Annotated in this window: 11 protein-coding genes; 1 reads left to right on the top strand and 10 read right to left on the bottom strand. The window is 68.7% G+C overall.

Annotated elements, in window-relative coordinates; all coding sequences use genetic code 11:
• Positions 1-44: 44 nt before the first annotated feature.
• The 5 genes from BW39_RS10905 to BW39_RS10885 form a co-directional block, all read right to left on the bottom strand.
• A complete protein-coding gene (locus BW39_RS10905; protein WP_043821704.1) occupies positions 45-2,399 on the bottom strand; it encodes a helicase C-terminal domain-containing protein in 2,355 nt (784 codons plus the stop codon).
• Positions 2,396-4,072 (bottom strand): VRR-NUC domain-containing protein, encoded by a 1,677-nt coding sequence (locus BW39_RS10900; RefSeq protein ID WP_043821702.1) that lies wholly within the window; start codon positions 4,070-4,072, stop codon positions 2,396-2,398. Before BW39_RS10900 ends, BW39_RS10905 begins: the two co-directional genes overlap by 4 nt.
• 494 nt (positions 4,073-4,566) lie before the next feature.
• The gene (locus BW39_RS10890; protein WP_043821699.1) at positions 4,567-5,274 is read right to left on the bottom strand and encodes a hypothetical protein; all 708 of its coding nucleotides are present in this window, start codon (positions 5,272-5,274) and stop codon (positions 4,567-4,569) included.
• A 9-nt stretch (positions 5,275-5,283) separates the two neighbouring features.
• Positions 5,284-5,451 carry a Com family DNA-binding transcriptional regulator gene (locus tag BW39_RS30270; RefSeq protein WP_080649906.1) on the bottom strand — a complete coding sequence of 56 codons (168 nt, stop codon included), beginning with the start codon at positions 5,449-5,451 and terminating at the stop codon, positions 5,284-5,286.
• A gap of 399 nt (positions 5,452-5,850) precedes the next feature.
• Entirely contained in the window at positions 5,851-6,603 is a 753-nt protein-coding gene (locus BW39_RS10885) for a helix-turn-helix transcriptional regulator (RefSeq protein WP_043821697.1), read from the bottom strand.
• A 229-nt stretch (positions 6,604-6,832) separates the two neighbouring features.
• On the opposite strand from BW39_RS10885, the gene BW39_RS10880 reads away from it, so the two are divergent.
• Positions 6,833-8,413: an Ig-like domain repeat protein gene (locus tag BW39_RS10880; protein ID WP_043821694.1), complete on the top strand. Its 1,581-nt coding sequence runs from the start codon at positions 6,833-6,835 to the stop codon at positions 8,411-8,413.
• A gap of 34 nt (positions 8,414-8,447) precedes the next feature.
• Here BW39_RS10880 and BW39_RS10875 read toward each other — a convergent pair whose 3' ends face one another.
• From BW39_RS10875 to BW39_RS10855, 5 genes are all read right to left on the bottom strand, one after another.
• On the bottom strand, positions 8,448-9,206 hold the full coding sequence (locus BW39_RS10875; RefSeq protein WP_016448370.1) for an ABC transporter permease: 759 nt from the start codon (positions 9,204-9,206) through the stop codon (positions 8,448-8,450).
• Positions 9,203-10,444, bottom strand: coding sequence for an ABC transporter substrate-binding protein (locus tag BW39_RS10870; RefSeq protein WP_043821692.1), 1,242 nt, complete (start codon positions 10,442-10,444; stop codon positions 9,203-9,205). The genes BW39_RS10875 and BW39_RS10870 overlap by 4 nt, the downstream gene beginning before the upstream one ends.
• A gap of 85 nt (positions 10,445-10,529) precedes the next feature.
• Positions 10,530-11,345 (bottom strand): ABC transporter ATP-binding protein, encoded by an 816-nt coding sequence (locus tag BW39_RS10865; protein ID WP_043821690.1) that lies wholly within the window; start codon positions 11,343-11,345, stop codon positions 10,530-10,532.
• Positions 11,342-12,439, bottom strand: coding sequence for an acyl-CoA dehydrogenase family protein (locus BW39_RS10860; protein WP_013800534.1), 1,098 nt, complete (start codon positions 12,437-12,439; stop codon positions 11,342-11,344). The genes BW39_RS10865 and BW39_RS10860 overlap by 4 nt, the downstream gene beginning before the upstream one ends.
• Positions 12,429-13,013: a carboxymuconolactone decarboxylase family protein gene (locus BW39_RS10855; RefSeq protein ID WP_016448373.1), complete on the bottom strand. Its 585-nt coding sequence runs from the start codon at positions 13,011-13,013 to the stop codon at positions 12,429-12,431. Before BW39_RS10855 ends, BW39_RS10860 begins: the two co-directional genes overlap by 11 nt.
• Positions 13,014-13,073 lie beyond the last annotated feature (60 nt).

Raw genomic sequence — 13,073 nt, 5'->3', positions numbered from 1 at the left:
GGATGGGGGTGGGGATGGCAGTCGCGGACTGGTGCGGCCCCGGATCATCGCATGCCCTCCACCCGCCACCAGCGCGGCAGCAGCGCCTGCACCTCGCCGCGCCGATAGCGGTCGTCGATGAGAAAGACCACGCCGCGGTCGCGCTCGCTGCGGATGACGCGGCCTGCGGCCTGGACCACCTTGCGCAGCCCCGGGTAGAGGTAGCTGTAGTCATAGCCCTTGTCCGCGCCGAACTGGCGTTCCATGGCGCGCTTCATCTCTTCGTTCACGGGATTGACCTGGGGCAGGCCCAGCGTGGCCACGAAGGCGCCGATGAGGCGCTCGCCGGGCAGGTCCACGCCCTCGGAGAACGCCCCGCCCAGCACGGCAAAGCCCACGCCCTGCCCGGCTTCGGTGAAGCGGGCCAGGAAGGCCGCGCGGCCCTCTTCGTCCATGGACGGAGTCTGCAGCCAGACGGGCAGATCGGGATGGGCGCGCTGCAGGCATTCGGCCACGCGCTGCAGGTAGTCGAAGCTGCTGAAAAAGCACAGGTAGTTGCCGGGCCGGCGCGCGTACTGCGCGGCCACGAGGTCGGCGATGGGCCGCAGCGAACGGTCGCGGTCCCGGTAGCGCGTGGAGATGTGGCCGGCCACCTGCACATCGAGCTGGTCGGCCTGGAAGGGCGAGTCGGCCTCCAGCCAGTGCGTGCCTTCGGGCAGGCCCAGGATGTCGCGGTAGAAGTGCGGCGGGCTCAGCGTGCCCGAGAACAGTACCGAGGCATGGGCCGCCGCATGGCGTGCCGCCAGGTGGGGCACGGGCACCACGCAGCGTATGCACAGCGTGGAGGCCGGCGTGCGACGGGGACCTGAGCGCCCGGGCAGCAGGTGGACATCGAACAGCGCATGGCCGCCGAACTGCTCGGCCAGCGCAATGAACTGCAGCGCCTCCCAGTAGAAGTCCAGAACCGGGTCGCCGGGCAGCATGGGGCTGTCGGCATTGGCGTCGGCGATGGCGGCCACGGCGCGCTGCACGGCGCCCAGCAGGCCTGCGGGCACTTCCTCATGGGCCTGGTAGCTGGCGGTCTGCTCCCTGTTCAGCGCACTCCAGCTGCGGCTGAGCCGGTCCAGCGCCTTGCGCACGGCACCGGTGGCCGACTTGCGGGCGGCCGCCAGTGCGAACTGCGACAGCTCGGCCGTGTACATGCGGCGCGCGCGCTCGAGCAGGTTGTGGGCCTCGTCCACCAGCACACCCACCTTCCATTGCTGGGCCTGGGTGAGCGCGTACAGCATGGCAGCGCTGTCGTAGAAGTAGTGGTAGTCGGCCACGACCACATCGCTCCAGCGCACCAGTTCCTGGGCCAGGTAGTAGGGGCAGATGTCGTGCGCCAGCGCCACGGCACGCACGGCAGGCGGGTCCCAGGGCGCCTGCTGCAGCGCGGCGGCGCGCGCGGCGGGCAGGCGGTCGAAGAAGCCGCGCGCCAGCGGGCAGGAGTCGCCGTGGCAGGCCTTGTCGGGATGCTCGCAGGCCTTGTCGCGCGCCAGGATGGCGAGCACGCGCAGCCTTGCGGGTGGCGCGGGTGGCGAGGGCGGAGGTTGTGGCGCAGCCGGTTCCTGCGGCGGTGGCTGGTGCTGCTCGGCGATCTGCCGGTTCACGCTGGCCAGCGCCTGCAGCGCCAGGCCATGGCCCGTGCCCTTGGCCGTGAGGAAGAACAGCCGGTCCAGGCCCTGGTCCGGCATGGCCTTGAGCATGGGGAAGATGGTGCCCAGCGTCTTGCCGATGCCCGTGGGCGCCTGCGCCATCAGGCACTGGCCGCCCTGCTGCGCGCGCGCCACGCGGTAGACGGCCACGGCCAGCTCGCGCTGGCCCGCGCGAAAGCCCTGCATGGGAAAGCGCAGCGCGGCCAGCGCCGCCTCGCGCGCCGCGCGGTGGGCGGCCTCGCTGCGCGCCCAGTCCAGGAACAGCGCGCATTGCTGCTCGAAGAAGGCGCGCAGCGTGGCCGCGTCTTCCTCCTGCACCAGCACGGTTTCCTCCGAGTTGCCCACGTTGAAATACACCAGCGCCACGCGCAGCCGCTGCAGGCCGCGCGCCTGGCACAGCAGATGGGCGTAGATGCGCGCCTGGGCCCAGTGCAGGGCGCGGTGGTGGGCGCGCACGCCCTCGATCTGGCCCCGGTAGGTCTTGATTTCCTCGAGTTGGCCAACCCCGGCGTCGAAGCCGTCGGCGCGGCCGCGCACGCGCAGGTCGCCGTACTCACCGGTCAGGCTGATCTCGGTCTCGTAGTCCTTGCCCCTGCGCGACTGCACCAGGCTGTGGCCGGCCATGCCCTCCAGCGCGCTGGGCGCGGGTGTGAAGCGCAGGTCCAGGTCGCCCGCGCGCGCCGTGAACTCGCACAGCGCGCGCACGGCCACGGTGTAGCTCACGCGGCCTCTCCCAGCGGCTGGCCGCGCCACTGCACATGGCACACGCGCACGGGAATGCCGTGCTCGGCACAGTACTGCAGCCAGCGGATCTGGTTGTCCTGCAGCTTGTCGCCGGGGGCCTTGGCCTCGACCAGTTCGTAACGGCGCTCGGCCGGCCAGAAACGCACCAGATCGGGAAAGCCCGTGCGGTTGGCCTGCACGTCGCGCAGCAGCCGCGCAAAGAACAGCTTGAGGTGGGCGGCTGGAATGCAGTCCAGCGCCAGCGCCAGCAGCGGCGCGCTCAGCGTGCCCCAGAACACGAAGGGCGACTGCAGGCCCTGCTTGTCGGCATGGCGCTGCACGATGACCTCGCGCCAGCTGCCATCGTCCAGATGCGCCAGGCATTCCTCGAACAAGGCTGCGCGGCGCTGCACGAAGTCGGGCGCGGACAGGTCGGCCGGGCCGCTCTGGAAGGGGTGGAAGAAGGCGCCCGGCAGCGGCGCGAAGATGGCCGGCCAGCACAGCAGGCCGAACAGCGAGTTGATGAGCGCGTTCTCCACATAGAACACCGGCGCGGAGTCGCTGTGCCAATGGTCGCGCAGCACGTATTCGACCGATGCGGGCCGCGCCGGCAGCTCCAGCTCCACGTCCATGCGCATCTGCGCCACCACGGGCGCCAGCGCCGCCGCACGCCCGCGCGCGCCCTGCCCCAGGCTGCGGCGCAGGCGCGGCAGCATGCGCGCCACGCGCTGCAGTTCCTCGTCGCTCTCGGGCTGGGCCTGGGCGGCCTGGGCCAGCGCCATGGCATCGGCAAAGCGCTCCATGCGCTCGTACACACGCATGCGCCGGTGGCGGGCGCCGGGGTAGCGGCTTTGCGCATAGGCCTGCTCGGCACGCCCCCAGTCCTGCATGCGTTCGCAGGCCTGGCCTATGCGCAGCAGCACCTTGGCGCGGCGCTGCTCCAGCCAGGCATTGCCGCTGGCGCAGCCGGCCACCTGCTGCAGCAGCGCGTCGATCTCCACGCCCTCATCCAGCGCCGCGCGGCAGGCCTGCAGGGCCAGGTAGCCATCGACATTGGCACGCGACTGGAAGGCCCGCGACGCCGAATCGAAGGCCACGGCCTCGTAGCGGAACACGCCCAGGTCGGCCAGCACGAATTCCGACCAGTCCTGGTAGAGGTTGCCGAAGAACATCAGCCGAAAGCGCTCGCACAGCGCGCCCACCATCACGCGCCAGGCGGCTTCGCCGGCTCCGACGCCCTGGGGCTGCCATTGCGCATAGGGCCTGGGCGCCTCATGCAGAGGCTGCAGGGCCTGCAAAAGCTCGGCCTTGCGCAGGCCTGAGTGAACGGGTGCGCCGGCGAACAGCTGCAGCAGCTCGGGCTTGGTGTGCAGCGCAAACAGCTCCTCCAGCGCCATGGGGTGGTCCGCGTCCAGCCAGCCCAGCTCCAGCAAGGGCGCGGCTGCCTCGGCAATGCCGGGGATCTCTTCGTACACCAGCTTGCCAGCCCGAAACCACGGCCCGCGCCGCATCAGCAAACGCACCATCAGCGCCTGCGAGGGCTGGGGCAGCTGCGTGAAACGGGTGAGGAATGCCTGCTCGGGCGCGTCCAGCAGATCGCCGTAACGCTGGCCAATCCAGTCCAGCGCGCGCTGGAAGTTGTGCAGGTAGTAGAAGCGGTGGGGAGGGAGCATGGGCCTGGCAGATCGGGCAGCCAGGCCGCTCGAAAACTGTATCTTTATACAGTCATCATAGCAAAACAGGAGTGACCACTTCGGAGGGAAGCGCGCTTGTCTGCAGGCTGGCGCAAGCCCAGAATTGCATCTGTTTTGATGACAGAGGGCCCGCCATGCGGATCACTGTGACGATCGACGATGCCTTGTACGAAGAAGCCCTGAAGATGTTGGAGCCAGGCATGGACGAGGCAGATCTGTTCCAACAGGTCCTCAGAACTTTCGTGAGGGTGCAGGCAGCCAAACGCCTCGCAGCACTTGGCGGCAGGGCAACCGATATGCCGGATTCCCAGGAGATTGCGTGTCGCTGGCCCTCGCCTACAGACTAGCTTTCCACCAAAGGCCGCACGATGCGCAACGCATGGCAGCATGCGTATTGACCACCCCCTGCCAGGAAGACCAGGGCATGGCGGCGATACGGCCACACGCTGCCCTGGGACCCGCTCTCAGATCACTTACGGATTGGCTATCACCTCGTCAGCATCCGACCAATAGCTGATCAGGCGTGTATAGACAAAGCCGGCGGCAGGCTTGTTTGGATCACTGATGCTGAACAACACCACCTTGCCTGCGTCACGGGAGTCATAGTTGGCCGAGTAATCCGACCAGAAGGTTGGCAGGCTGAATACGGTCTGGCCCGTACTCTTGTCCGTTGCCCGGACTGCGTGGCCGATGCTGCCGTTCTTGGAAATGCTTTCGATCACCAGTCGATACCAGCGCAGTTCCTCGAGCTTGGCCTCGCCGATGGCACCACGCGGATATTGAGCGGACGGACGATGGTGCGAGTCACCGTTGTCCTTGGTGTTGGTGATCTCAATTTCCTCAAGCGCCACGCTGCCTGGCGAATAGCCCCAATTGCCCGCAATGACAGCACCGCCACGGTTGTCACCCGCCACACTGTATGAGCCTTTGTGCCTGGCAATGATGCCCATGTGGCAAGCGGCCAGATAGCCATCGCTGAAGCGCACATCCATCACGATGGTGTGGCGGTTGTTGGCAGGGTTGTAGTTGGCAGGACGCCCCGTGTTGTCGAACACGAGCGCATGCGGATTGATATGCCGCGAATCGTAAGCAAGAGGGAAACCCGTCGTGCTTTTGTACTGCTGGATGTTGTCCGGCGGCATGTACTGATCCGAGACGAGAACCTTGGAAACTTGAGCCATGGAGGCCTCCTATTCAATGGATGGAGTCGAAGGCGCTCGGCGGCACTCGGGTGGGGGGTTCGCTTGGACCCTCAGGGAATTCAACGTGCCGCAACGCGGGCACTTGATGTTCAGTAGCTGAAAGACGCCCATGGCGAGCTTTCGATTGCAGTTCGCGCATCTCACTTCCTGCTCCATGCGCTGCCTCACTGCAATGGTTGAAACAACATGCCGTCGAACACCAGAAATGGCAACGTACCGCCGCTGAGAAGGACGGCGTTGAAGCCGACAGGAGAGCAACTGGCAAAACAAAACATGAGGCCTCGGCACAGTGGATTTCAGGAAGTCCGCCGTATGGCTTGGGCGGACTTTTATTGTGCTGGCGCGAAACCTGTAGGTAAAACTGTGCCGGACGTAGCTGCACCGCTTACGTCGAGCAAGCCTGTGGTCGCGGGACAGGCGCCTGCACGCGCTGGCCCAGCGGTTTGGCATTGCTTACCTGAGCGTCCTGCCGTAGGGCCGGTTTCCCTGCTTCTCGAATGGCTGGGCCCCGCGCACGGCGCTCGCGCGGGTTCGCACAAGCGCGCGCGACACGCGCTAGAAATCCGGCCTGCGCATCCTCGACAAGGCGTCCTGCCGATTGGCGGCTCCCAGCTTGCGGTAGATGTTTTCCAGGTGCCGCTTCACCGTGCCTGTACGCAACTCCAGCATGGTGGCGATTTCTGCGTTGGTGTTGCCGTTGGCGACCCATTGCAGCACTTCACGTTCGCGCGGGCTCAGCACGTCGGCAGCCGACGAGTCCGGTGAGAGCGCCTGCCATGCCGCCTGGCTGATTCGCTGCTGCTGGCTCAGGCGCCGCCACTGCGCCTGCGCATGCGGCCCCAGCAAGGTCAGCGCCATGCGCTCCGCAGCGGTGTAGCCGCGCGAGGCGCGTGTGACATTGAGGGTCAGCATCGCGCCGTGGCCCAGGTCCACGTCCAGTGCGAGTCCGTCCTGCTGGCCGACCTGGGAGTAGGCCTGGGCATAGAGCGCCGTCCTCTGCCATTGCCCGCGAGTCAGCAGGTCTGAAATGCTGGCGGCCTGCGTCTGGCGCTGCCGATACAAGGGGTTGTCGGCCAGATACCGGTGCACCGCAGCGTTGACTTCGGAGGAAATGGCCCGCACCGGATCGTAGGCCGTGTAGCCACGGACTTCTGCAATGCCGGAGAAATCCACCACCCGAATGTCACCCGGCACCACCAGGCGCAGCGCGTGCAGCAAATGCGTGGCCAGCGCGTGCAGATCGGGCGCGCCGTGCACCGCGAGGATGGCCTGATTGAGTTGCCCCAGTTGCTGCGTTGACAGGGTCATGTCGCGGAATCCAATGGCGTGCTCGAGGTGCTGGCGATAGGTGGGCCGGCTGAGGCCGCATTTTCAGGCCTGCGATGTGCCGTCGGCACATTTTCACGATCTTCGCAGAAAGCTAAGGTCACGCGGTCCGCAACAACAGCGCGCGGGTCTGCCCGGAACACGCAGCGCAACGGGAGGAACCGTGCACGCTTTTCTTCACAGACCCCTTCGACGCCTCTGGCTTCTGTCAGTGCCTGGCGCGCTGTGCAGCCTGCTGGCACTCAATGGCCAGACCGCGACCATCGTGGTCAATACCACGGACAACACGCCCGGTGCAGCGGACTGCAGCCTGAATGAGGCATTGACCAGTGCCCAGATGGATGACGGCAGTTGGGGCAACGGCGCATGCATATCGGGCAATGGCGCGGACACCATCGTGTTCGACCCGGCCGTCTTTCCGGCAGGCAGCCTCACCGCCATTGCATTGGCAGGCCATTCCATCGATCTCAACTTCACCACCTCGGACATCACGATCGACGGGGACCAACGGGTGGCGCTCGATGGGGGCAATGCCTCCCGCCTGGTGTCGGCCCAGGGCAGCGGTGTCCAGCTCACGCTGCGCGGGCTGACACTGCGCGGCGGGCAGACCGCCGCCGGTGAAGACGGCGGCGGCATCTACCTGGACAGCGGCGTCATCCTGCGCCTGGAGCGCAGCGTGGTGCAGGACAGCACGGCCGGCATCAACGGCGGGGGACTGTACAGCCGCGACAGCACGGTGACCATCGTGGACAGTGTGTTCAGCGGCAACCAGGCAGGGGGACAGGGCGGTGCCATCTACAGCACGGGCAGCGGCTCGCTGACGGTGGAGCGCAGCCGCCTGTCCGGCAACACGGCCCGCACGCTGGGCGGGGGCCTGCGCAGCGGGGTGCCGACCACCATGACCGACAGCACCGTCACCGGCAACGCGCTGGCGTTTCCGGGCTCGGGTGCCGGCGTCTCGTTCACGCTCACCCGCCCCCGCACACTCCACGGCAACCAGATCACGAACAACGCGCCCGGCAACAACTGTGGCGGCGAAACGTTCACGGGGACGGGCAACCGCTACTGGCCGGCCAGCGATACCAGTTGTCCGGCGGCGGCAGGTGCCATCGCCAAAGCGCCGCAGGCCATCACCTTCACCACCGCACCACCGGCCGGCGCACGGGTGGGGGATACCTATGACGTGGCCGCCGTCGGAGGCGCCTCGGGAAACCCCGTCATGTTCGCCGTGGATGCATTGACCGCGGCGATCTGCAGCGCCACCGGCAGCACCATCCGCTTCCAGGCCGCAGGGACATGCACGATCAACGCCAGCCAGCTCGGCGATGCGGACCATGACGCGGCTCCGCAGGCGGTGCAGATGGCGGCGGTGGGACAGGGCCCCTCCCGTGTCACGCTGACCTCCAGCGCCAATCCCTCGCGTTCCGGGCAGTCGCTGTCCTTCTCCGTGGTGGTCGCACCCGATGTCTCCCTGGGCACCGCCGCCGTCCCCACGGGAACGGTCGAAATCCTGGCTGGCGGCCTGTCGCTGGGCACGGCGGGTTTGTCCAATGCCAGGGCCATCATCGCCACCACCCAACTGACGGTGGCCGGCCCGCATGCCATCGTGGCCCGGTACGGCGGCGATGCGAACTATCTCGCCGCGGACAGCGGCGCATGGACCCAGACCGTGGAGCCCGCAGCCCCGGCCACAGCCACCCCCGTGCCTGCGCTGGGCCCCTGGGGAGTGCTGCTGTGCGCCGTGCTGACGGGATGGGCAGGACTGCGGCTGCGCCGCGTGCACGGCACCTGATGCAGCACCTGATGCCGCCGCCTGCCCGCAGGCCTCAGGCCGAATGCATCCAGCGCTGGTGCAGCCACCGCGCCGCATGGTCCAGCGCATAGCCCAGGGCGCCGATCAGCACCACGGCGGCCATCAGCTCCGAATACGCCAGGCGGTCGCGCGTGTCGAGGATGAAATAGCCCAGGCCGGCCGATACGCCCAGCATTTCTGCGGGCACCAGCACGATCCAGATGATGCCGATGGCCAGGCGCACGCCCGTGAGGATCTGGGCCGTGATGCCGGGCAGCACCACGCGCAGAACGGTCTCGGTGCGCGTGGCCGACAGGCTGCGCGCCAGCAGCAGCCAGTTGCGGTCCAGCTGGGCCACGCCGGCCGCCGTGCTGAGCAAGATGGGCCAGACGGCGGCGAAGGCCAGCAGGAAGTACACGGGCGCGTCGCCCACGCCCAGCACCATTACGGCAATCGGCATCCACGACAGCGGCGAGATCATGCGCAGGAACTGGAACACGGGCGAAAACGCCTGCGAGAACCCGCGCGACAGGCCCACCAGCACGCCCAGCGGCACGCCGACCACAAAGGCCAGCAGCAGGCCCACGGCCACGCGCTGCAGGCTCAGCAGGGTGTGCATCCAGATGTCGGCGCCCGTCAGCAGCTGGCCCAGCGCCTGCAGGGAAGGCCAGGGCGCGAAGGCCGCAGCCACGGGCGTGCTGCGCGCCAGCAGCGCGCCGCCCACCCACCACAGGGCCAGGACCAGGGCCGCGCCCAGCAGCGGCAATCCAATACGTCGCAACACCTGGCTCAGACCACGATGGTTTCGCGGCGCGAGAAATCGGCCGGAATGCCGAAGACCTGCGGGCCGCCCACGGCCTGGATGGCCTTGCGCACGAAGCGATCGTCCACCAGGTCGGTGGCCGCAAACCTGGGCTCCAGCTTGTCGAGGAAGCGCGTGTCGCCCTCGACCTTGGTGGCCTTGATGGCGCGCACCAGCTGCTCGGTGTACGAGGGATAGGGATAGGGCTGGAAGTCGATGCGCCGCTGGTGCCAGCCCTTGTTGACGACCACGCCGCTGGCCTCGTAGCTGGCGTAGTCGGTGGCGGCCAGCACCTTGGACAGCGTCTGCTGCGGATGCGGCGTGTAGCGGCGCTCGCCCGTGCTCGACAGCAGGCGCGCGGCGGCCAGGCGGTTGTCGCGCGTCCAAAGCTGGGCCTTGACCACGGCATTGGTCACGCGCTGGGCCCATTCGGGCTTGTCGACGATATCGCGCTCGGCCAGGAAGGTGACGCAGCAGGCGTGGTCCTTCCAGACATCGCCCGAGAAGCGCAGCATCTTGCCCACGCCCGCGATCTCGGCGGCGGCATTGAAGGGCTCGGCCACGATGAAGCCCGCAATCGACTTTCCGGCCAGGGCCGAGACCATTTCGGCCGGTGCCAGCACGACGAGGTTGACCTCGTTGGCCGCGATGGCGCCGCCGCGCGCGCGGGTCACGGCCGTGAGGCCGGCCTTGCGCAGCACGTCCTGCAGCAGGATGTTGTGGATGGAGTACCAGAACGGGATCGCCACGGTCTTGCCGCCCAGGTCCTGCACCTTCTGGATCTCGGGCAGCACGGTCAGGCCCGAGCCGTTGACGTGGTTCCAGGCCACGATCTTGGCGGGGAACTTGGCGCCGTAGCGCACCCACAGCGTGGAGGGCGTGAGCAGGTGGATGACGTTGACCTGGCCCGAGACGAAGGCCTCGACGATCTGGGCCCAGGAGCGGAACAGGCGCGGCGCCTCGGCCTTGAGGCCTTCGGCCTCGAACAGGCCATTGCCGTGGGCCACCAGCAGCGGCGTGGCGTCGGTGATGGGCAGGTAGCCGATCTTCACGGGCTGGTCATCGCCCTTGAAGGCCTGGGCGCGCGCATCGCCTGCGGCCAGCAGCGGCGCGGCCACCGAGGCCGTGGCCAGCGCGCCCAGGCGCAGCATGTCGCGCCGCGTGAGGCCGCAGCCGCAGTCCGACGAGGCGCAGATGTGGGTGTAGGAAGGGTGGTCCTGGAAGCTCATGCGAAAGACCTTTCAGAAGAGCATGGTTGAAGTCGAAGAAATGGCGGATCGGCAGATCGGCAGGCGGGCAGGCAGGCGAGCCGGATCAGGCCTGGGCCGCATGGCGCACGCCGTGCAGGGCCGAGAGGATGTCCAGCCGCAGCGCGGTCACGGCGGCGGCCTGGTCCTCGCGCGGGCGCGCTATGTCCACGCGCCATTCGCGCACGATGTGGCCGGGCCGCCCGCCCATCAGCAGGATGCGGTCGCCCACGAGGATGGCCTCGTCTATGTCATGCGTGACCAGCAGCGCGGCCGTGTGCCAGCGGTGGACCACGTCCACCATCAGCTCCTGCATCTCGGCGCGCGTGATGGCGTCCAGGGCCGAGAACGGCTCGTCGGCCAGCAGCAGCTGCGGCTCGCGGGCCAGGGCGCGCGCCAGGGCCACGCGCTGGGCCATGCCGCCCGACAGCTGCGAGGGGTAGAGCGCGCCGCTGCCGCCCAGGCCCACGGCCTGCAGCGCCTGCTCCACGCGCTGGCTGCGGGCCTCGGCCTCCAGCTTCGGCTGGCGCTCGAAGTCCAGGCCGAAGCCCACGTTGCGCCGCGCGTCCAGCCAGGGCAGCAGGCTGGGCTGCTGGAACACGAAGCCCGCGCGCGGGTGCGGCGCGGTCAGCGGCTGGCCGAGGAACTGGAGCTCGCCCCGGCTCCAGGCGCCGCCGTCCGGCGACTCCAGGCCGCCGAGCACGCGCAGCAGCGAGGACTTGCCGCAGCCGCTGCCGCCGAGCAGGCAGACGATCTCGCGCGGGGCAATGCTCAGGGAGATGTCCTCGAACACGGCCTTGCCGGGCGCATAGCCAAAGCCCGCGCCGCGTGCCTGCAGCACGGGCGCGGGAGCGTCAGGGGAGAAAGCTTCCGTCTGGGTCATGAACTGGTGGTTGCCAGGGCCGCGCCAGCCAGCGCACCCTGTAGCTGCGTGACGCTGGGCGTCACGATGGGGATGAAGGCCGCCTCGCGCCAACGGCGCGCAAATCCCAGCGGCTGGTCGCGATGATAAGCGCGCCCGCCACTGGCGTGCAGTTCCAGCTGCAGGGACTGCTGCACGATGTCGTTCAATTCCAGGCGCAGGCGGAACAGGGCTTGAGGTCGGTCAAGAAAACGCCCGTCGGACAGGCCCGCATGCAGCGTGGCCGTGGCCAGCTCCAGCGCGTGGCGCTGCTGCTGCAGCGGGCCGCCCAGCACATCGCGCCCGGCGCCGGCACGGGCCGAGGCCGCCGCCAGCGAGGCGCGCGCCAGCCCGATGCACAGCCCCAGCTGCAGGCCCATGAAGGCGGGCCGCACGCGCGGCAGGAAATGGTTGGCGTCGGCATGGATCACGTCGGCCGGGCCGATCTGCAGTCCCTCGATGGACAGCGCCGCCGTATGGCTGCCGCGCAGCGCGATCAGGTCCAGGTCGGCGCTGCGCTGCAGGCCCGCCGCATCGCCGGGCAGTGCGGCCACGAAGGGCTTTGCACCGTCGCTGCGCGAGACGGCGACGGCCACCACGAAGCGACCCGGCGGCACCAGGTTGGTGGCCCAGGGCACGCGCCCGCGCAGTGCAAGGCCGTCGGCGCTGTCGGCGCCGACAGCGCCGACGGGCGTGGCCTCGACCTGCAGGGCCTCGATGCCGCCCAGGTACTTCATGGCGTTGGACAGGCCCGTGGCGCCCGCCTGCGTGCCCTGCAGCAGGCCCGGCAGCCAGCGCTGGCGCAGCGCCGCGTTGGGCGACTGCAGCAGGTATTCGACAAAGGCGCGCTGCGCCCAGAACACGAAGCCCGCCGTCAGCGAATGCCCGGCCACGCCGGCAATGGCCTCCAGCGCATCGCCCAGGCTGCCGCCCTGCCCGCCCTCGGCCACGGGCACGCCCAGGCCGAACAGGCCGTGCTGCGCCAGCCGGGGCAGCACTTCGTGCGCATGCGCGGGGCCTTCGTCCAGGGAGTCGGCATGGGCGTCCAGCCACTGCCGCAGCGAATCAGCCAGCATGTGCGTTCTCCTGCGGTTGTCGGAACTGTTCGGGCAGATAGGGCTGCAGCTGCGGGTTGACGGGGCTTTGCGCCAGGCTGTTGGCAAAGTTGCACAGCGTGGCCAGGCTGATGCCCAGCACCACCTCCAGCGCCTGCTGCTCGCTCAGGCCGGCTGCATGGAAGGCGGCCAGGGCCTCGTCGGCGACGGCGCCGCGCGTGGCGATCACGGCTTCGGCAAAGCGGCGCACGGCGTCCAGGCGCGGCTGGCCCGTGTCGCGGCCGTCCTGCAGCGCCACCACCTCGGCCTGGGTCAGGCCGGCCTGCTTGAAGGCCAGCTTGGTGTGGCCGGCCACGCAGAAGTCGCAGCCATGGATGCGCGCCGCCGTGATCTGCACCACCTCGCGCTCGGCCAGCGTGAGCTGGGCGCGCGCGTTGATCTGGCCCACGGTCACATAGGTCTCCAGCGCCTGGGGCGAGTTGGCCAGGATGGCGATCAGGTTGGGCAGGAATCCGTTGCCGGCCAGGGCGCGCTCCACGAAGGGGCGGCTGGCTTCAGGAGCGGTTTGCGGGGTGTGCAGGGTCAGGCGTGCCATGGTGCTTTGCAGGAATGAAGGAATGCCTTCATGATCGGCCGCGCCCCCCTTGCCATCAAT

The sequence above is a fragment of the Delftia sp. RIT313 genome (assembly GCF_000632165.1).
In the GTDB taxonomy this organism is placed as follows: Bacteria; Pseudomonadota; Gammaproteobacteria; order Burkholderiales; family Burkholderiaceae_C; genus Comamonas; species Comamonas acidovorans.
This window is presented reverse-complemented; position numbering and strand designations above follow the sequence as displayed.